General features: G+C 62.0%; 17 protein-coding genes, 1 tRNA gene and 1 pseudogene. 6 read left to right on the forward strand and 13 right to left on the reverse strand.

Annotated features, from left to right (window positions below):
• Positions 1-341 precede the first annotated feature (341 nt).
• Both J6497_RS20740 and J6497_RS20745 read right to left on the reverse strand, forming a co-directional pair.
• A complete protein-coding gene (locus J6497_RS20740) occupies positions 342-887 on the reverse strand; it encodes a hypothetical protein (RefSeq protein WP_225706135.1) in 546 nt (181 codons plus the stop codon).
• A 50-nt stretch (positions 888-937) separates the two neighbouring features.
• Entirely contained in the window at positions 938-1,321 is a 384-nt protein-coding gene (locus J6497_RS20745) for a hypothetical protein (RefSeq protein WP_225706136.1), read from the reverse strand.
• Positions 1,322-2,480: 1,159 nt separating this feature from the next.
• Between J6497_RS20745 and J6497_RS20750 the strand changes: the two genes are divergently transcribed.
• Positions 2,481-3,686: a hypothetical protein gene (locus J6497_RS20750; RefSeq protein WP_225706137.1), complete on the forward strand. Its 1,206-nt coding sequence runs from the start codon at positions 2,481-2,483 to the stop codon at positions 3,684-3,686.
• Positions 3,687-3,702: 16 nt separating this feature from the next.
• Here the strand turns inward: J6497_RS20750 and J6497_RS20755 are convergent.
• Positions 3,703-3,779, reverse strand: a tRNA-Arg gene (locus tag J6497_RS20755).
• Between the two features lie 194 nt (positions 3,780-3,973).
• Positions 3,974-4,234 (reverse strand): hypothetical protein, encoded by a 261-nt coding sequence (locus J6497_RS20760; RefSeq protein WP_225706138.1) that lies wholly within the window; start codon positions 4,232-4,234, stop codon positions 3,974-3,976.
• Positions 4,235-4,456: 222 nt separating this feature from the next.
• Here J6497_RS20760 and J6497_RS20765 point away from each other — a divergent pair, with 222 nt between their 5' ends.
• Complete coding sequence (locus tag J6497_RS20765) at positions 4,457-4,900, forward strand: hypothetical protein (protein ID WP_225706139.1); 444 nt, start codon at positions 4,457-4,459, stop codon at positions 4,898-4,900.
• Between the two features lie 897 nt (positions 4,901-5,797).
• Here J6497_RS20765 and J6497_RS20770 read toward each other — a convergent pair.
• A complete protein-coding gene (locus J6497_RS20770; protein WP_225706140.1) occupies positions 5,798-6,067 on the reverse strand; it encodes a hypothetical protein in 270 nt (89 codons plus the stop codon).
• Positions 6,068-6,329: 262 nt separating this feature from the next.
• Positions 6,330-6,989, reverse strand: coding sequence for a peroxiredoxin (locus J6497_RS20775; RefSeq protein WP_225706141.1), 660 nt, complete (start codon positions 6,987-6,989; stop codon positions 6,330-6,332).
• 422 nt (positions 6,990-7,411) lie between these two features.
• Here J6497_RS20775 and J6497_RS20780 point away from each other — a divergent pair, with 422 nt between their 5' ends.
• Complete coding sequence (locus J6497_RS20780; protein ID WP_225706142.1) at positions 7,412-7,954, forward strand: hypothetical protein; 543 nt, start codon at positions 7,412-7,414, stop codon at positions 7,952-7,954.
• 35 nt (positions 7,955-7,989) lie between these two features.
• Here J6497_RS20780 and J6497_RS20785 read toward each other — a convergent pair whose 3' ends face one another.
• The 4 genes from J6497_RS20785 to J6497_RS20800 form a co-directional block, all read right to left on the reverse strand.
• Positions 7,990-11,223 (reverse strand): efflux RND transporter permease subunit, encoded by a 3,234-nt coding sequence (locus J6497_RS20785; protein ID WP_225706143.1) that lies wholly within the window; start codon positions 11,221-11,223, stop codon positions 7,990-7,992.
• The gene (locus tag J6497_RS20790; protein ID WP_225706144.1) at positions 11,216-12,433 is read right to left on the reverse strand and encodes an efflux RND transporter periplasmic adaptor subunit; all 1,218 of its coding nucleotides are present in this window, start codon (positions 12,431-12,433) and stop codon (positions 11,216-11,218) included. Before J6497_RS20790 ends, J6497_RS20785 begins: the two co-directional genes overlap by 8 nt.
• 113 nt (positions 12,434-12,546) lie before the next feature.
• Positions 12,547-12,912, reverse strand: coding sequence for a hypothetical protein (locus J6497_RS20795; RefSeq protein ID WP_225706145.1), 366 nt, complete (start codon positions 12,910-12,912; stop codon positions 12,547-12,549).
• Positions 12,913-12,974: 62 nt separating this feature from the next.
• On the reverse strand, positions 12,975-13,202 hold the full coding sequence (locus J6497_RS20800) for a hypothetical protein (RefSeq protein WP_225706146.1): 228 nt from the start codon (positions 13,200-13,202) through the stop codon (positions 12,975-12,977).
• Positions 13,203-13,382: 180 nt separating this feature from the next.
• Here J6497_RS20800 and J6497_RS20805 point away from each other — a divergent pair, with 180 nt between their 5' ends.
• Positions 13,383-14,189, forward strand: a complete 807-nt coding sequence (locus J6497_RS20805) for an ABC transporter substrate-binding protein (RefSeq protein WP_225706147.1) — start codon at positions 13,383-13,385, stop codon at positions 14,187-14,189.
• Here the strand turns inward: J6497_RS20805 and J6497_RS20810 are convergent.
• Positions 14,163-14,861 carry an ABC transporter permease gene (locus tag J6497_RS20810; RefSeq protein WP_225706148.1) on the reverse strand — a complete coding sequence of 233 codons (699 nt, stop codon included), beginning with the start codon at positions 14,859-14,861 and terminating at the stop codon, positions 14,163-14,165. The two genes, J6497_RS20805 and J6497_RS20810, sit on opposite strands and share 27 nt — an antisense overlap.
• Positions 14,862-15,130: 269 nt before the next feature.
• Between J6497_RS20810 and J6497_RS42460 the strand changes: the two are divergent.
• Positions 15,131-17,819: pseudogene (locus J6497_RS42460) on the forward strand (bifunctional diguanylate cyclase/phosphodiesterase).
• Between the two features lie 11 nt (positions 17,820-17,830).
• Here J6497_RS42460 and J6497_RS20820 read toward each other — a convergent pair.
• Complete coding sequence (locus tag J6497_RS20820) at positions 17,831-18,397, reverse strand: phosphatase PAP2 family protein (RefSeq protein WP_225706149.1); 567 nt, start codon at positions 18,395-18,397, stop codon at positions 17,831-17,833.
• 40 nt (positions 18,398-18,437) lie between these two features.
• Here J6497_RS20820 and J6497_RS20825 point away from each other — a divergent pair, with 40 nt between their 5' ends.
• Positions 18,438-18,785 (forward strand): hypothetical protein, encoded by a 348-nt coding sequence (locus J6497_RS20825; RefSeq protein ID WP_225706150.1) that lies wholly within the window; start codon positions 18,438-18,440, stop codon positions 18,783-18,785.
• A gap of 120 nt (positions 18,786-18,905) precedes the next feature.
• Here the strand turns inward: J6497_RS20825 and J6497_RS20830 are convergent, their stop codons facing one another.
• On the reverse strand, positions 18,906-19,799 hold the full coding sequence (locus tag J6497_RS20830; protein WP_225706151.1) for a DUF6328 family protein: 894 nt from the start codon (positions 19,797-19,799) through the stop codon (positions 18,906-18,908).
• Between the last annotated feature and the right edge of the window lie 5 nt (positions 19,800-19,804).

The following is a 19,804-nucleotide window of genomic DNA, read 5'->3' on the forward strand; positions in this document are numbered from 1 at the left end:
AGTTGTACTTCACAGGAGATGTGGGGAGTCATGGACCGCCTGGCGCGAACCTTTTCATCACGTCCTTTCAATCAAGCGCGATCGAGGCCTCGCTGAAATGCCGGTCATGCCGGAAGGGGCGCTACGCGCCGCCTGTCCACATGATCAAGCTGACTGAGACGCAGAGGATCACGCCCTACAAATGGGTGCATCCGGAGGAGGAGCGGTGACGTTGCTACAGGTGAGGACGAGAATGAAGAATACGGCTGAGGTGGCGCTTCCCGAAAGTGTCGTGTCTGATGCTCTGGATATACTTGCCGACTATCATCCAGACTGGGGCAGCCGCCATGAAACCGCGGTCGCTATATTATCTCTTGGTGTCGCATTTGCTCAGGTTCGGGAGAAAACCAAAAACCCTTATTTGGCGTCGCGTCGTATTTAGGATCGATAGCTGCGATCAACTCACCAAGCTCCCTTGTCTTCTTTATCGTTCGACGCGTTAGCTCGGCCAGCTCTGATGCATATAAAGGTTTGAAGCCCTTTTTCCCAAAAAAGGCAGCTGCGTATTCGGATTTTGTATCCGGATTCACATAGGTGCCCCACATACCATGGGTAGCATGGTTTCTTTGATCGACGAGTGATGCTAGGCTATTACAGAGCTTTTTCGCTTTCTCGAAGACAGATTTATCTTTGATGTCGTCGAGGTTCCGGCGGAGCAGATCGAGTCTGGCTCCCGTCGTCATTGCGTCCATAAACGCGGCGCCTATTCCGCTCTCGACATTGAAGATGCGGGATACTAGCACGCAAAGAAGACAGTCGATTTGCGACCACACCGCATAAAATCTGCCGAGATCAGTCAACTCCGCTTCGCTCAGTGAGATACGAAACTCCGGCGCGTCGTCGCTCATTACTTCCCCAAGCCTCTGAACTACACGTGCCCTGCGAATGTCTTTGATCTCTACGTAGAGCCGCGCAGGCTGACCGCTAGAGTGATGCACCCCGCGACGAACAAGGCTAGCGAACCCACTACCGCGATTACCCCGGCAAGCATGAAGATGTCCGATGTGCGCAAATGGCGAGATTGTCGGGCAACCTCTTTTTCGCTCTTATCCACGTAGCGGGTTGAAAGGAACGCCAGAACCCAAGTGCTAATGGCAGCCACAGTCCCAAACGCCCACAAAAGCATCGAGCATGTTATGGCGCTCGTAAGCGCTGCGTTCTTTATCTCTATGAACTTAGCGGCCTGAGTGAGAAGGGCTGCCGCGGCACCAGCATTTATTAGAATGCAAGCCTTGATCGCACCCTGCGCATATTCTTGGGAAATCTCCCGATAGTCGGCCATTCACTTCCTTGCCTTCAACGCCATCTCGACCAACCTACGAATCGCCTCGGGGCGGCCAGGCAGGTCGGCCTGCTTGCGGCGCCAACTGTCGAGCGTCTCTAGTTCAGGCGGCGGCAAGCGCACACCGATCAGGGTCGATCCCACTCTAGGGCGTCCCGGCTTACGTTTTCTGTTAACAGTTATTGTTGACTTCGCCATGGATAACTGTTAACAGAAATGTGGGGCCGGTCAAATGAGCCGGACGACAGGGGTTATGAATGACTGACCTTAATCTTAATGCTAGCGCGGGTATCGACCTTTCAACGCCTTTCTGCGCTAGGACGTATTTTCACGGGCTTCGCGAAGAGGGGTGTAATCCGATTGTTCGCGGCGGCGGTCTCTATGTGGACTTCTACGAAACATCAGAGAGCGTGAGGAGCGTCGGCAAGTGGGCTGCGCTTCACGACCCCACCGGCACAGCGCGACTGGACTATGCGCGCTCGGCTTGGGCGAAACGGGCTTCGGATGATGAGGTCATCTTCCTCGGAGTCTGATTGGTCTTGCGATTGGCATCACAGCCCGCCTCGCACGAACAGCGGGGCGGGCCATCTTCTATAATGGACCAAAACGAAAGCGAGTCGGCTCAAAAAAACGTCGGCTCACCCTTGCGCCCCCGGTAGGCCTTCCTATTTCGCTGGGTGGCGCGTTCTACGCCCTGTGCGTCGGCTCTAGCCGGCGAGGTACGCAAGTACATTATTCCCGAGGGCGCGCCCTTGCCCGACATTTTAACCGACCACCCCGCTTCGTCGCGGCGTCGCCGTCCTGCATCCATTCCACATGGCGCATGGCCTCGCCGCATGCGTGCCGACCTTGCTGCGGGGTATTGCGGTGAAGCGACAGTTGAGGACTTCCTTAAGCGGGTCGGCAAGGAATATCCTGCCCCTCGCGTGGCTGAGGGGCGCAGAAGACTATGGTTGATCGACGACCTGGACAGAGCGATAGCGCCAGACGGCGGGAACGGCGACCTCGCCGAGGAACTGTGACCTTGGACTTGCCACGCCACGTCATTCCCAAGCGACTTAGCAGCGGCCAGATCGCCTATTATTACAACGTACCGACGAAGTATCGGAAGCTCGAATGCTCGGTTGTGAACGAGCCGCTAGGCACCGACTTCGCGAAGATGATCGAGCGCGCCAAGACCCTTAACGAGCAGTTCGATGAATGGGACTTGACCCGCAAGGGCCGGCCGGTGTCGCCGGGTGTCTTGATGCCGAAATACGGCAGCGTCGACTGGCTGTTTCGTGAGTACAAGATCAGCGACGCCTTTCTTGAGAAGGTCGCGAAGCGCTCGCGCAGCGACTACGAGTGGGCGATGGAGCAGATATGCGACATCCTCACCAAGAACGGCGAGCGCGTCGGCAGCCGTCCCGTTAAGTTCATCACACCGCGCGCCGCCGACAAGCTCTACGCCAAGTTTCTAGTCGGCACCGGCAAAAAGGACTTGAAGGGAAAGCCGCGCCTGCGCACCGGCGAGAAACTTGTTGGGTTGTGCCGCAAGGCGTGGCGCGTGGTGCATCGCCTCTTCCCGGAGGAGTTTGACAAGCAGGTGCCGAATCCGTGGACCGGTGTGACGCTCAAGGTGCGTGCCAAGGGCGAGAAGCCGGCAGTCACCCGCGATGAGGTCTACGCCTTTGCGTGGGGTGCCATCGACAAGGGATATCCGGAAGCTGCCGCCACCGCCGTCATCTGTTTCGAGTGGCTACAGCGGCCAGAGAACGTCGTTATGGGCCACATGAAGTGGTCGGACTATCGGGCTCCAGGGGCACCAACGACCATCCGTGTGATTCACCATAAAACGGGAACGATCGCTCCCCATCCGCTTGAGGAAGAGACCGAGGAAGGGGTGGTCCGCTTCTATGCCGAGGCCGAGGAAGTGCTTGCCAAGCTGCCCAGGCTCGGCGTGCCAATGATCCTTCGGGAGGTCGGTAAGAAATCCAAAAAGGAGAAGCCGAACGAGGGTGTGGCGGTACCGTGGGTGTACAGCTCGCTCAATCACGTCGTGACCCGGCTGCGCAAGAACATCGACGGTGTACCCTCGCACTTCACGCTAGACGCCTGCCGGCACGGCGGCATGACCGAGCTAGAAGAGGCAGAGCTAACAGACGGCCAAGGCCGCGCGCTGTCCACCCACAAGACCCAAAAGGCTTACACGGGATACGCCAAGCGCACACAGGTGCGCATGCTGTCTGCCACCCGCAAGAGGCACGCTCATGTGCTGGCTGAAGCCGCGGCGAAAGCTCCGGCGAACGAAGCGGAGACAAACGTTCAGAATGGAGCGCCGGACGGCGTTCAGAATGGAAAAGAGGCGACCGCGAAAAGCGCTTGAGGCTCATAGTCTTAAATGGCGCGCTCGGAGAGATTCGAACTCCCGGCCCTCGGAATCGAAATCCGATGCTCTATCCAGCTGAGCTACGAGCGCGTGCCTTGGAGCATGATCCGGAAAAGTGGAAACCGGTTTTCCGAGGAGATCATGCGCAAACAGAAAAGTTAGATCGTGATCAGGCTCCGTCCAGTCGTATCATGATCTAACTGTCGATTATCAGAGTTGGGCCGGAACGGCCAGCGGCCGGAGCGGGAACGGTGCTCTGTGCACGCCGTCCCGCCCGGTCCGGTTCAGTAGCAGGGATGCCGGCGGCGGTCCTGGCCGATATAGGCGGCGGCGCTTTGGCGGCATTTTACCGTCGCCGGGCCGTCATAATACGCGAAGGTGCCGGGTACAGCGCCCGGGCCGTAATTGTGGAGGTAGCTGATCTGATAGGGCAGGCGCCAGGCGTGATGCCGGTGGTGGCGGTAGTGGCGGGCATCGGCCACGCTTGGGGCGGCGGCCATGACGGCAAGTACCGCTGCGGCGGCGAAAAACTTCAGTCTGGGCATTGCAGGTCTCCAGGGCCAGCCGGGCGATTCTGGCCGATCCGGCCCTTCATTTAGCGCGGTTTGGAAGGAAAAACTGCGGGAAATCGGCCACATCACGTCAATTTTTGGCCCATCTGGATGCTTAACGGTTTCCCAACACAGTCCGGCCAGAGTCTTTGGCTCTGGTCCGGGTCGACAGCCGGCTGCGTTTGAGGCCACCAAGGCTACCCGTCACATTTGTTCATGCGCATCACGTTTCTTGCCCTGTTGTTCCTTGCTCTCGCTGTAGCGCCGGCGCGCGCCGTCCTGCACATCACGCGCGACCATGGCGGCTATGTCGACGAGTACAAGGCCAAGTACAAGCGTATCCGCGACCGCGGCGACCGCGTCGTCATCGACGGCATCTGCAATTCCGCCTGCACGTTGGTGTTCGGCATCGTGCCGATGAACAAGATCTGCGTCACACCCAGGGCGAGCGTCGGCTTCCACCAGGCCTATTACGACAAGGCCTTCACCTTCGGCATCAAGGTCACGAGCCTGGATGGCACCTCCGACCTAATGTCCTATTACCCGCAGGCGGTGAAGGAGTGGATCCGCCGCAACGGCGGGCTGACCACCGAAATGAAGAAGATCAAGAACGGCGTCGAGCTCTGGAAGATCGTCGATCCCTGCCCGGAAGAGTGGTAGGGCGCGGCCGCGTCTTCGCCGTTCGTCTCACCCGAACCTTACTCGGCCCATTGTCTCGGTCATTCCGGGTCGCGCTTAGCGCGAGCCCGGAATCCATTCATGCACTTGCGCAGGTGGCGAAATGGATTCCGGGCTCGACGCTTTGCGTCGCCCCGGAATGACGAGTGGTGTTTGCGGAAATTTCTCCAACCCAATCAAAGTGATTTGCCCCGTCCAGCCCTCGCGCGAAAAACATTCCGCTTCCGTCGTCGGGCAAATCAGTGATTTAACTCCGCGCGTCTCACCCGAATGAGGGGCGGCTCGCGATCGTCACGAACGTTGCGGTGGGATGTGGTGGACGCGGGTGTTGCGACTGACGAGCGTGACTATCCGTGGACGGCGAAGTCGTGTGGTTCTGGCGCCCCGACACTGGCGCTAAGTTTTTTGCGCGAAGCAAGTTTGCGCGAGAGGCGACGGTGGCAAGAAAGCCCGGTCACCGGGAAGAGCACGAAGTAAGCCGTAAACCACTGCGCAGGGAAAGCCGGTGTTGCTCCGGTTGACCTGTGGTCCTACCCCCGTGCTTTTTGTTGCACGGGGCCCACGGGTGCAACCGGCACCCGGCTTTCCCTGCGCCCTCTACTCAATAAGGGGGTGGAAACTGAAGCAAACCTCGGGCGCCAAGCGCCGCGAGAATGCGGCCTCACATCATCTCAACATACTCCACCGTCATGCCCGCGAAGGCGGGCATCCAGTATCCGGCGGCCTCTCAACTTAAGCTCGGCCGCTTCTGGAACACTGGATCGTCTGGTCAGGCCGGACGATGACAGCGAAAGGCTGTTTGACATTTGAATCAGAACTCAACCGCCGTCGCCCCGTCTTTCGATGGGACGACGCCGGTACCAGGGCTGCAACTTTCGCTCAGCGCTTCGACTTCTTCTTGGCCTTCTTTTTCTTGGCGGTTTTCTTCGGCGCCTTCTTCGTCTTCTTTGCCGACTTCTTCGCGGCCTTCTTGCCAGCCTTCTTGGACTTCTTCGCTGTCTTCTTCCTGGCCGGGGCTACCTTCTTCGCCACCTTCTTGGCGGCCCTTCGCACCTTCTTCGCGGCTGTCGTTGCGGCTCCGGCGGTGGCCGTTGCAGCAGCGCCGAGCGTGTCGGTCACCTGATCAATTACGGGCTTGTCGTCGTCCATGTCATCCCCCAACAGTTGAACGAGAGCACAAGGATAGCGGGATTCGTGAAAGCGTCAAACCGATGTCGCGACCTGGGCATTGCGCAGTTGTCGCGACCTGGGCATTGCGCAGTTTGGCCTAGGCCGTAAGCCCGCACTCGCGCGGAAGCGGCGGCGATGGCTTGAGCGGGGAGGGCAATCCGGGGAGAATGCAGCTCGAGACACCTCCATCATGCCCAGCAAGAGGCTGGGCATGATGGTCGGATATCGATGGCGCGAGGCCTTACTTCGGCTGGCCGACGATGCGGATATAGGGTTTCGGCGCCTTCCAGCCCTCGGGGTAGATCGTCTTCGCTTCGTCGTCGCTGACCGAACCCGCGATGATGACGTCCTCGCCCTGCTTCCAGTCGGCCGGAGTGGCGACCCGATGCTTGGCGGTGAGCTGCAGCGAGTCGATGACGCGCAGGATCTCCTGGAAGTTGCGCCCGGTGGTCATCGGATAGACCAGCACCAGCTTGATCTTCTTGTCGGGGCCGATGACGAAGACGTTCCGGACGGTCTGGTTGTCCGCCGGCGTGCGGGTGAGGGGATCGCCGGAGGCCGAGGCGGGCAGCATCTCGTAGAGCTTGGAGACGTTGAAGTCGGTGTCCGCGATCATCGGATAGTTCGGCGCGGCACCCTGGGTCTCCTTGATGTCTTCAGACCATTTGGCATGGCGGTCGACAGGATCGACCGAGAGGCCCATCAGCTTGACGCCGCGCTTGTCGAATTCCGGTTTCAGCTTGGCGAGCGCGCCGAGCTCGGTGGTGCAGACCGGGGTGAAGTCCTTGGGGTGGGAGAACAGGAGCGCCCAGCTATTGCCGATCCAGTCGTGGAATTTAATTTTGCCCTCGGTGGTTTCGGCTTCGAAATCGGGGGCGGTTGCGCCAATCGGAAGTGTCATGGTTTTGCCTCATGTTATTGAAGTGGCTAAAGAATTTCCTGTCTCAGGGTGGTGAGAGTATAGGCGCAGCAAGGGCTTAAGTGAACCACTGTAGCCAAAAGGTGAAATCATTCTCTTTTGTCGTGGAACCCCGAGCAACTTGTTTTGATCGGTTTACCTGCGGCGAAAAAACCCATAGCTCCCGCAAGACCACGGATTGCCGTGGAATTGCCTTTTATGGCCCCCATCTCCGCGGTCCGATCTGCTAAGAGGCTCGAACCGTGACAGCGGTCACAGCGACCAATTGGCAACTATGTACAAATGTCGAAACGCTGGTTTCGAATCGGTAACCACTCGTTTACGCCGGCGTGGAAATGCTGGACTGGAATGAGGAACTGAGAAGTCTCGCTATGTCTGCTCCTAGTATCGAGGCGACCGATGTCATGGTCGCCCTGCAACCGTCCTGCCGTAAGACTGCCGCCCATGCCCTGACCATCGTGCGCGATGGCGTGATCACCGGCGAAGGCCCCACCACCAAGGGCCGCATCCATTTTTCCCGAGCGCTCGATGCCGACGACGCCGCCTGGTGCGCGCGCATCTTGACCGCCACCGCCGTTGCACACCAGCCGGTGAGCCGGGAGGAGGTCGCGGCGCTGTTCGAGATCAACGAAGCCGCGGCCGAACGCAGCGACGATGGCCGTTTCGATGACCTCCTGGCCAAGGCGGTCGCCCATCACGCCGCTTCGATGTCCGGCCTGCCGGTGCCGCCGCGCAACGTGGCGCTGTCGGCGGACACCGACATCGAGAGCTGGGCGCCCACGCACGCCGCCAACATCGATACCAAGGTGCTGGAGTGGATCGCGAGCCAGATGCGCGGCAGCCGCCGCACCAGCCACGCGCTCGCAGCGATGGTCGCCACTTTGGTCGGCGCGGCGGCGCTGCCGCTGGTGCAACTGCCGAACGTGTTCGATATCGGGTTGATGTAAGTCACCCGACAATGTGAAGGATTGCGACGGCGGGGCTATTTCCCCGCCGCCGCCTTGGGTAGCCCGGCGCGCTGTACGGCGGCGTCTTCATCCCGCCGCCCGAACTGGGCATAGAGCGCCGGAAGAACGGTGAGCGTCAGCAGCGTGGCGCTGACCAGGCCGCCGATGACGACGGTCGCCAGTGGCTTCTGTACCTCCGCGCCTGTCCCGGTGGCGAAGGCCATTGGCACAAAGCCGAGCGCCGCCACGAGTGCGGTCATCACGACCGGGCGAAGCCGGGTGAGGGCGCCGCTCTCGATGGCCTTTCGTAGCGGCATGCCATCGTCATGGAGCTTGCGAACCAGGCTCAGCATCACAAGCCCGTTCAACACGGCGACGCCGGATAGCGCGATGAAGCCGACCGCCGCAGAGATGGAGAACGGCATGCCGCGAAGCCAGAGCGCGGCGATGCCGCCGGTGAGCGCGAGCGGCACCGCGCTGAACACGAGCAGCGCATCACACGCCGATCCCGTCGCCGCCAACAGCAGCAGGAAGATCAACGCAAAGCACGCCGGCACGACGATGCCGAGCCTCTGTCGGGCGGCAGCCAGGTTCTCGAACTGTCCGCCCCAACTCATCCAGTAGCCGGGCGGCAGCTTGACCTTCTGGCCGACTTTGGCCTGGACTTCCACGACGACCGAGCCGAGATCGCGGGCGCGGACGTTGGCGGTGATGACGATGCGGCGCTTGCCGTTCTCGCGGCTGATCTGGTTAGGTCCCTCCGTGAAGGAGAACCGCGTCAGCCGATTGAGCGGCAGGCTCTGGACCGGCGCATTGGGCGCTGCCTTCGGCAGCGCCACGGGAAGGTTGCCGAGTGCCTCGAGGTCGGATCGCAAGCCTTCCGGCAGCCTCACGACAATGTCGAACCGGCGGTCGCCTTCGAACACGACGCCCGCGTCCTGGCCTCCGACTGCGGCGCCGATCACATCTTGCACCGCCGCCGCGCTCAGGCCGCGGCGCGCGATGGCAGCACGGTCAACTCTGATATCGAGGACGGGAAGGCCGCCGGCCTGCTCCACCTTCACATCGGTCGCCCCGCGCACCGAGCGCAGGATCGAGGCCACTTCGTTGGCCGCCTTCAGCATCGGCTCGAACTCGTCGCCGAATACCTTGATGGCGATATCGCCGCGAACGCCGGCCAGCAGTTCGTTGAAGCGCATCTGGATCGGCTGGGTGAACTCGTAGACGTTTCCGGGCACGCGATTGACGGCCTTCGCAATCTGCTCGACCAGTTCCTCCTTCGCTATCGAAGGGTCCGGCCATTGATCGCGCGGCTTGAGGATTATGAAGGTGTCGGAGGCGTTCGGCGGCATTGGGTCGCTCGCGACCTCGGCCGTGCCGGTCTTGGAGAAGACGAAGGCAACCTGCGGCAGGCGGCTGACGGCGTTCTCGACGGCAAGCTGCATCGCCTGCGACTGCGATAGCGCGGTGCTGGGAATCCGCAGCGCATGCATGGCGATGTTCTTCTCGTCCAGTGACGGGATGAACTCCTGTCCGAGCCGCGCGAAGCCTGCCAGTCCGGCAACAAACAGCACGGCGGCCGTTGCGATGACAGGCAGTGGCGCTGCAATCACATAGCGTAGCAGCGGCCGGTACAGCCGCTTCAAGGCGGTAACGATCCTGCTCTCATGCTCCTGGACACGTCCCGTGACGGCGATAGCGATCGCGGCGGGAACGAATGTCAGCGACAGAACGAATGCCGATGCCAATGCCAGGATCACGGTCACGGCCATCGGCGTGAACATCTTGCCTTCGATGCCAGTGAAGGTGAGGAGCGGCACGTAAACCAGGAGGATGATCGCCTGCCCGTAGAGGCTCGGGCGGATCATCTCGACCGCGGAGGCGCGCACCGTGGCCAGCCGCTCGTCGCGGGAGAGGGGACGTCCAAGTTCGCGCTGCCGCTCTGCCAGATGGCGCAGGCTGTTCTCGGTGATGATGACGGCACCATCGACGATCAGGCCGAAATCGAGTGCGCCCAGGCTCATCAGATTGGCGCTGATACCGCCCTGCCACATGCCGATGGCGGTCATCAGCATCGCCACGGGGATCACCAGCGCGGTGATCAGCGCCGCGCGGAAATTGCCGAGCAGGACAAACAACACGGCGATGACCAATAGCGCGCCTTCGCTCAAATTCGTCGCCACAGTCGCGATGGTGGCATCAACAAGTTGGGTGCGGTCGAGCACGGTCGTGACCTCGACACCAGGCGGCAGCGTCGGCGCGATCGCGCGCAGTCGCGCATCGACCGCCGAGGACACCGTGCGGCTGTTGGCGCCGATGAGCATCAGGGCCGTGCCGACCACCACCTCATGGCCGTTCTCGCTGGCGCTGCCGGTGCGGCTCTCACCGCCGATCGTGACGGTCGCGATGTCGCGGATCCGCACCGGGACGCCGCCGCGCGTGGTGACGACGATGGCGCCGAGCTCGTCGATGTTCTCGATGCGGCCGCCGGAGCGCACAACAAAGCCCTCGCCATTCCTTTCGATGTAGCGCGCGCCGCGGCTGACATTGTTGGCCTCAATCGCGTTCGCAACATCGGCAAAGGTCAAGCCGAGCGCGATCAGCTTCGCCGCATCGGGATGGACCTGGTACTGCTTGAGATAGCCGCCGATGGTGTCGACGCCGGCAACGCCAGGAACGGTCTTGATCTGCGGCCTGATAATCCAGTCCTGCACGGTGCGCAGATAGGCGTTCTTCTCGATGTCGCCCCTGAGCCGTGCTCCGTCGCTGGTGACGAAGCTGCCGTCGCGTTGCAGTCCCGGCACGCCGTCGGCTTCGACGGGCTTGCCGGCGAAGTGGACGGTCCACATGTAGATCTCGCCAAGGCCGGTCGAGATCGGACCGATCCGCGGTTCGATGCCTTGCGGCAAGCGGGCGCGGACCTCGGCAAGGCGTTCGATGACCTGCTGGCGCGCAAAGTAGATATCGGTACTTTCGCTGAAGACGGCCGTCACCTGTGAAAAGCCGTTGCGCGACAGCGAGCGCGTGCTCTCGAGGCCAGGGGCGCCCGCGAGTGCTGTCTCGACGGGAAAGGTGACCTGCTTCTCAATCTCAAGCGGCGACAGCGCATGGGCCGTCGTGTTGATCTGCACCTGCTTGTTGGTGATGTCTGGCACGGCGTCGATCGACACTTTCGTCAGTGCAAAGCCGCCGAGCGCCATGACGATGGCACAGAGCGCAACGATCACCCAGCGGCGGTGAATGGAGAAGCCGATGATCGCCTCAATCATGGCCATGCTCCGCTTCGGCCTTTTCCAACTCGGCCTTGAGCGTGAATGTGTTGGCGACGGCGATCGTCTCTCCCGGCGAAAGACCACTCACGATCTCGACGTCGTCATCATCCTCGCGACCGGTCCGCACCTGTCGCGCCTCAAACCCTACGGCGTCACGCACGAATATCGTGGGATTGCCCCTGACGGTCTGCAGCGCCTTCTTTGAGACGATTACCCTGGAGGGCTCGCCGCCGAGCGGCACTTCTGCGGTGACGAAAGTGCCCGGCCTCCATCGGTGATCGCGGTTCGGCAGGGTTGCGATGACACGGGCGTTGCGGGTCTCGCGATCGAGCAGGGGGCTCACAAAGATCACCCGCGCGACCGCTTCGTCGTCGCTGCCGATGGCGCGGATCGTGACCAGCCCGCCTTCGTGCACCGCGGCGATGTCTTCTGGGGAGACCGCGAGATCGACCCAGATATCATCCAGATTGACGATGACGAACAGCTCGCTTTCCTGGCCCTCACGGCCGATCAGCCCGCCAACGTCGACGCGCCGTTCCGAGACCCGGCCCGAGATCGGCGCACGCAAATGCTGTTCGCGCAGGCTTTCCGGCGGCTGGTTCGGGAGGTCGGCTATCTCCTTTTCGGACAGCCCCAGCGCGAACAGTTTTTGCCTGGCGCCGTCGAGCTTGATCCGTGCGTCATTGGCGGCGAGCTGGGTGCGCAGGAATTCGTTTTCCGACATGGCGCGGCTTTCGGCCAAGGTCTTCTGCCTGTTGTAGAGCGTCTGCTGCAGATCGTTGGTCAGCCGCGCGGCGAGGTATTGGCTCTTGGCGTCTGCCACCTCGCGGCTTTCGATGACGGCGACGATCTCGCCTTTTTCGACACTGTCGCCCAGGCGCTTGCGCAACTCGGCGACGGTCGCCAGGACGCGCACGGAGACGCGGCCGATGTGGTCGGCGTCGGGAACAAGCGAGCCCGGCGCCAGGAAGTGGCGTTTGAGCATACCGCCCGCAACCGGGGCCAAGGTGATGCCGGCATCCTTGATCTGCTCATCGCTCAGTGCGATGTGGCCGGTGCCGTGATCCTCGCTTTCGGCTTTTGCCGCTCCGCCCGTCGCGGTTTCTTGCTGCGCCGGCGCCCCCGACAGCGGCCAGTTCGACCAAATCGCGATACCCAGGCCGCCGCCAACGATGATGCCGGCAACGAAAAGAAGAATCCGTCTCATATATGCCTTCCCACCGCGCGCGGGTCCGAACCCGGCGCTGCTGCCATAGCGATATGTGTATGCAAGGCCCGACGCCGGGTGGCAGCGCGGCCAGATCGGTCATGCCGATCGGATCAGGCGCGGGGTGGCTTGAAGGGAGAGATCGGCTCGGCCGTTTCGGGTGCACGCATGGCAAGGAGGCGATAGGCGTGCGCGATATATTCGATCGAGACCGACGTGTCCTGCGGCGCCACTGTCGATACGTGGGTCAGACAGTGGTCGCCATGGAGGGGTGCCGGATGGGCGGGAGCCTTGTCGGTGGTATCGCCGGCGAGTTGCGCGATCGACAGCGCCGGCACCGCATCATCGCTGTCGAAGCCGAGACTGTGAAAGAAGGACAGCACGAGCGCCAACGAGATCAGTCCCGCGAGCAGGCTACGCCAGCGGCGTGACGGGGCCTTGCGGGTCGAAGAATCCGGTGCGGCGAAGCGAGGGTCCATGGCGGCTAGTTAGCGCCGCCGCAGCACCGATTCAAGGCAGGAGATCGCCGAATGCTATAACGTTACGCCTTCGCCGGCAGCCGCTTGAGCATCCAGCGCCGCAATGCAACGACCGCCCAGACCGCTTCGACCAGGCCAAACGGCCAAGCGCCCTGCAGGAAACCGTAGGCCGAGCCGAGCGCGCAGGCGATGGCGAAAGCCAGAATGAACCACGGGCTGCGGTCTTCGGCCGCATAGCACACGAGCATCATCGTGACGGCGAACAGCCCGAAGATCGTCAATGCGTCCATCAGCTTCTTGCCACCTTCCTTGCGCCGCCGAACATGACGGCGCGACGACGGAGTCGCGCAGTTTGGGGAGATTGTAAAGCCCGCGACTCCGATCGCTCTGGTGGATCGCCTTGCTTATAGTCGGGCAGGCCGAGATGAAGTAGAACATTCCCAAACATCCGGCTTCGCGGAGGTGAGGAAATGCTCGCACGAATCCTGATCGCAACGCTTCTCATGATCTCCAGCGCGTTCGCGCAGGAGCGCTCAATCACGGTGGCATCGACGACATCAACCGAGCAGTCCGGGTTGTTCGGCTTCCTGTTGCCGCGCTTCACGGCGGCGACCGGCATCGGTGTCAAGGTGGTCGCGGTCGGCACCGGCCAGGCGCTCGACATCGGACGGCGCGGCGATGCTGACGTGGTGTTCGTGCATGACCGTCCGGCCGAGGAGAAATTCCTGGCCGAAGGGTTTGGCGTCAAGCGCCAGGACGTGATGTACAATGATTTCGTGGTGATTGGGCCGAAGTCCGATCCGGCGCACATCGGCGGTGGCAAGGACGTTACTGAGGCGCTGAAGAAGATCGCGGCCGCGAAGGCGACCTTCGTCTCGCGCGGCGACCGCTCCGGCACGCACCAGGCCGAACTGCGTTTATGGAAGGACGCGGGCATCGATATCGCGACGGCGAAGGGGGCCTGGTACCGCGAGATCGGGCAGGGAATGGGGCCCGCGCTCAACATGGCCGCATCCGACAATGCCTATGTGCTATCGGATCGCGGCACCTGGCTGTCGTTCAAGAATCGCGGCGATCTTTCGATCCTGACTGAGGGCGATCGGCGCCTGTTCAACCAATATGGCGTGATGCTCGTCAATCCGGCCAAGCACCAAAGCGTGAAAGCCAAGGACGGGCAGGCCTTCATCGACTGGTTGATCTCCGCCGAGGGGCAGAAGGTGATTGCCGACTACAAGGTCGGCGGCGAGCAGCTATTTTTCCCCAACGCGTCCGATTAGTAGGAACGCCACCGTGCTCACGGTCACGCTGAGGCCGAGCAGGATCAGGCCAAGCCCGAGCGCCAGTGGCAACTCGCCCTTGCTGGTTTCCAGGGCGATCGCGGTCGTCATGGTTCGGGTGTAGCCGCGGATGTTGCCGCCGACGATGATGATGGCCCCGACTTCGGCGATGGCGCGGCCGAAGGCGGCAAGGAACGCGGTCAAGAACGAGGTGCGGCCGAGCGAGGACAGCAGCGCTATGCTCCGCAGGCGCGACAAGCCGTCCGTCCGCATGAGATCGGAATATTCCGCCCACAACAGCGAAACCGGACGGTGCACGAGTGCGGCCACGATCGGCGTGGCCAGGATCGTCTGCGCGACAATCATGGCGCTCGGCGTGAACAGCAGCCCGGCAAATCCAAGCGGACCGGAGCGCGACAGCAGGAGGTAAAGCGCCAGTCCGACCACCACCGGCGGCAGGCCGAGCATGGCATTCGCCAGCACGATCATGGCTTGCCGTCCGCCAAACCGGCTGATCGCAAGCAGGACCCCGATGGGGGCGCCGATCAGCAGCGCCAGCAGGCTCGCTGACAGGCTGACGCGCAGCGACAGGATGACGATGCCGACCAGCTCAGCGTCCAGGCCGGCGATCAGCGAGAGCGCCGTCGCCACCGATTGCGTGAAATCGTTCATCTTGTTGCGCGCTTGTCCGCCCCCGGTGAGATGCCCGAATGAGGATTGCCCGCGGGCACTATCCGGCAAACACTTCAATCTCTCATAAACTGCGTAACGTCCAATAGTGCACAAGCGGTATTGCGCGGTGGAAATCTGGTAACGCTCAGAAGCAAGGTTCCATGTTAACCGGTCAATAACTCATTTTCCTAACGCCCTCTTGGGTTGTGTCCCTTACAACAAGCGCCTCTAGGGGCAGGGAAGTGTCAGACAGCTCGGCCAAGAGCGAGATCTCGCAGAGCCGGTGGTGGTGGAAATTGACCACCGCGGCGCCATTGCGCTTGAGCGCAATCCAGTGGCTCGTCCTATGCGCGGTGGCGCTCGTGGTCGCGATCGGGCTCGGCACCGGCTACCTTGCGCTGCAATTCCGGGAGCGCGCGCTCGATCTTGCCGAACGCCAACTCTCCAACACGGCGCTCTTGCTGTCCCGCCATTTCGATCAGCAACTTTCCGATCTTCAGCACGTGCACGATGATGTCGTCGCCTACATGCGGGCGGACGGGGTCGATACCGCCGATCAGTTCGAAAAAACGATGTCACTGCTGAGCGCGCACGAAATGCTGCGCACCAGGCTTGCGGCCCTGCCGCATGTCGGTGGCCTCAATCTGTTCAATGCCGAGGGGTGGCTGATCAATTCCTCGGAGATGTGGCCGGTGCCCGACATGAACATCAGGGATCGGCGATATTTCAGGGAGTTTACCTCCGGCAAGCCGACACCGGACGTCATCGTCGAACCCGCGGTGAGCCGCGTGACGGGCAAGTGGACGACGCTGTTCGCCCGCAAGATCGTCGGCCACAACGGCACCATCGTCGGCTTTTCCAGCCGGGGTGTCGAGCCCAGGCAGTTCGAGGATTTCGTCGCTTCCCTGGCGCTGAATGGCGACACAATCATCTCAATGATCCATCGCGATGGCACGGTCATCGCCCGCTACCCCAGAGATGACGGGGCGCTCGGCAAGAGCGTAGCCAGTCTCCCGTCATTCCAAAAGGCCCTGATGCTTGACGGAAATATCTCGGGGCGCTTCAGCACGGAAGATGCCGAAGACAAGATCGGCGCCGTTCGACCGCTGACTCATTTTCCGATCCTGATCGTTGCCACGACCAGGACCTCGACGGCGCTCGCCGACTGGCGCGCGCAGACCAAACTGCAGTTCAGCGCTGCGGTGCTGGCTATTGTCGTCGTCATCGTCACGATCTTCCTGATCGTGAGGCAACTGCAACGGCAGCACGACGCCGCGCGCCAGAAGCTGTCGGAGAAGAGCTTTCATCTCGACACCGCCATCAACAACATGACGCAAGGGTTGTTGTTGTTCGACGCGTCGGGTCGACTCGTGATCTGCAACCAGCGCTATCTCGATATGCTCGGCGTATCGCCTGATGTCGCCAGGCCCGGATGCCACCTGCGCGAGCTCGTGCTGCATCGCCAGTCGATCGGCTCCTTTATCGGAGATGTCGACGAATATTGCGCGCGTTTCCTCGGACCGAACCGGAGCGAGGCAGGTGAGGGCTATATCTCGACGCAGGATGGACGAACAATCAGAATGATCTTCAAGCGCTCGCCCGACGGTGGCTGGGCCACGACGATGGAAGATGTGACCGAGCGGCGGCGGGTCGAGGCGAAGATCGAGCATCTCGCCCATTACGATCCGCTGACCAATCTGCCGAACCGGACGCTGTTCCAGCGCCACGCCGAGGGCTTGCTGCTCGAGACAGCCCATGTGCAGTTCGCCATTCTTTATATCGATATCGACGAGTTCAAGCGCATCAACGATTCGCTCGGCCATTTGATCGGTGACGAGTTCCTCACTCGTGTTGCCGAACGTTTGCGTCAGTCGATCGGACTGGAGGATTTCATTGCTCGTCTCGGAGGGGACGAGTTCGCGATCGTTCAGCGCGGCGTCAATGCCGATGCCGACGTGAGCGCGCTGGTTGAACGGATCTACCAGGCGCTGCGGACGCCGTTCGATTGCCATGGCCACCGCTTGTCCGGCGACGCCAGCATCGGCATCGCAGTCGCGCCGCGGGACGGTACCGATCTGCTCGGCCTGTTGAAGCGCGCGGACCTGGCGATGTACGCTGCCAAGGCTGCCGGGCGCCGCACCCATCGTTTTTTCGAGCCCGAGATGGAGAAGGAGGCCAAGCTCCGCCGCGAGCTCGAGGCTGATATGCGCACCGCACTGGTCGAGGGCGGATTCGAAATCCATTATCAGCCGCTCGTCGATCTGCGCAGCGACGAGGTGACCGGCTGCGAGGCGCTGGTGCGCTGGCGGCATCCGGTGCGCGGCATGGTATCGCCGGTCGAGTTCATTCCGGTCGCCGAGGAGACTGGCCTGATCGAGGAGATCGGACAATGGGTGCTGCGGACCGCCTGCGCTGAGGCTGCCACCTGGCCCGCCCATGTGCGCGTGGCGGTCAACGTGTCGCCGATCCAGTTCAAGTCGGAAGCGCTGTCGCTGAAAGTCGCGACGGCACTGGCCGAGAGCGGGCTCGATCCGCCGCCTAGAGCTCGAGATCACGGAGGCCGTGCTGATCGCTGACGATGATGCCGCGCTGGTCGCGCTCAACCAGCTTCGCGCGCTCGGCGTTCATATCGCGCTGGATGATTTCGGAACCGGCTATTCCTCGCTGCAATATCTGCAGCGCTTTCCGTTCGACAAGATCAAGATCGACCGCAGCTTCGTCAAGGAAGTCACCCGCAACAGCTCGTCGGCGTCTATCATCCGCGCGGTGGTGAGCATCGCGGCCGACCGCGACATGATCACGACGGCGGAGGGTGTCGAGACCGAGCAGCAGCGCGACACCGTGCACATGTTGGGATGCACTCAGATGCAGGGCTATCTGTTCAGTGCGGCGCGCACGGCGCGGGAGATCCGTGCGATGCTGGTGCCCGGCGCGGCTGACGTTGAGGACGCAGCCTGATCGGCGATGCTTCAGCGCACAGCGCGATTCGTTCCGTAGCCGGTGATGAGGCGCAACAGCCGTTCGCTCAGCGCGCCAATCGCAAGGCCGGCAACGACATCGCTCATCCAGTGCGCAAGCAGGACGATGCGTGTCAGTACCAAGCCTCCACCGACTGCCCAGACCACATTGCGCTTTGCTGGTGGAAGCACGGTCGCGGCTGAAGCGATCGCGCCGACGTGAATCGCGTGGCCAGATGGAAAAGCGTCCAGCGGTTTACCGGAGAACGGCACGCCGTGCAGGTGACCTCGCGCGGTTTGTCGATCGGGACGCTCCTGGTCGAACACGGTCTTCAGCAGGTGGGGGAGGGTGGCGGTGACGACCGTGGTCAGGAGGAGGTGGCTGCTATCGCGGCGCTGTCGCGCGTCTTTGTTGCGCGAATAAAGCCACCAGCCCAGCGCAAGCGCGCAGAGTACATGCTCGTCGGCGCCCCATGTCAGTACCTCGGCGGCCCGCTCGGCTGCCGGCGTCGTGTACTCCGACACGGTGTCGGCGATCGTCTTATCAGTGCGGGTCGGCCGCACCCGAAAAAGCGCCATCGGAATCTCCCTTCGAGACTACAAACCTCTGACAGCCTTAATGGTTTCGCTGCGTCATCCGTCCGAACACGCGGAACGCATCGAGCCGGGACTGGTTAAGCGCATGTTCCAGAAGGAGATCATCATGAAGAAATTGCTCTTGATCGCAGCGATCGCGCTCGCGAGTTCAAGCGCCCTGGCGCAACCCAACCAAGGCAAGAACATTGATTCTCCCGGACACCCCAGCGCAAATCCACCGGCGCGGCCGGACGGCGTGCGGGAAGGCACGACCACCGGCATGGGAGCCGGGCAGACCGGCAGCCCCAATGGTTCTCCCACGCAGCCTCCGAAAGCCAAAGGCGGTCCGACGGGTTCGCCGCCCTCCAAGGAGGAGCCGCCGCCGCGGTAAGCGTTGGCGTCGAGGGCTCCTGCGATCTATAGGAACGAAAATTCCGGCCACGGGTTTGCCGCGAGATGGCGCAGGCGCTGGACAAGAATCGCAAGTGACGCCTCGGCATCACGGCTTGTGCTATTTGCCCGTCCATCGCACGATCAGCGGCAGAGCGTACCAGAACCCGACCAGGACGAGAAAACTCGCCGCCGCGTAAGTGGCCGCGAGTTCGCCAGTGGTGATCTTGCTCAGCACGACGTAGCCCTCCGCGGCAATGCCAGCGGCCAGAAATAACGGCGCCGCCGTCACGAGCGCGGAGGCGGTGCGGAGAAAATTCGCAGAATCAGCACCACCATAAGAAAGCCGGTGCAGGGCGGCCGGCGTCATCAGGAGGATGACATTCATGGCGACGAGGCCGAGCGCGACGGCGTGCACGATCTTTACCGTTTGCGGCAGTTCTTCAAATCCGGTGGTCAGCATGGCGATGAATTGAAAGCCGAACAGAGCCTGCGCGCCGGGGATGATGACGCGCGCTTCGGTCAGCAACTGCTCGACTTTTGTGGCGAGCGGGGTCGTTCCTCCTGAATCGGGCATCGTCGGTTTCTCCCGGTGAAACATCTCCAATCCGAACCACGCAAAGCTTGATGCGAATATCAGCGCGAGTCCGCCTGCGAAGCCTGCGGACCAGCCGAAATGTCCTTCGATCACGACATAGACGGCGAGGCCAAGGCTCAAGGAGAACGGGACCAGGCCGGCGGTCGCATAGAAGGATGTGGCGCGGACCAGGCGCGTCGATGATGAACCCCGCTCGATGATTCGGTGTTCCATCGATGGGGCGACCAGCAATCCCAGCGAAAGCGTCAGCAGCGCAAGCCCGACGGCGCAGAGCATTTTCGATGCGGAGGAGAGCGCGGGAAAGCCGGTCTGGAAGAAGGCCTGGAATTGAAAGCCGAGCAGGACTTGGATGCCGAGGACAAGCAAACGGGTTTCGTCGAGCGCCGTCTTGACCTTGCGATCCAGCTTCTCGGACATCCGTG

It is taken from the genome of Bradyrhizobium cenepequi (assembly GCF_020329485.1).
In the GTDB taxonomy this organism is placed as follows: domain Bacteria; phylum Pseudomonadota; class Alphaproteobacteria; order Rhizobiales; family Xanthobacteraceae; genus Bradyrhizobium; species Bradyrhizobium cenepequi.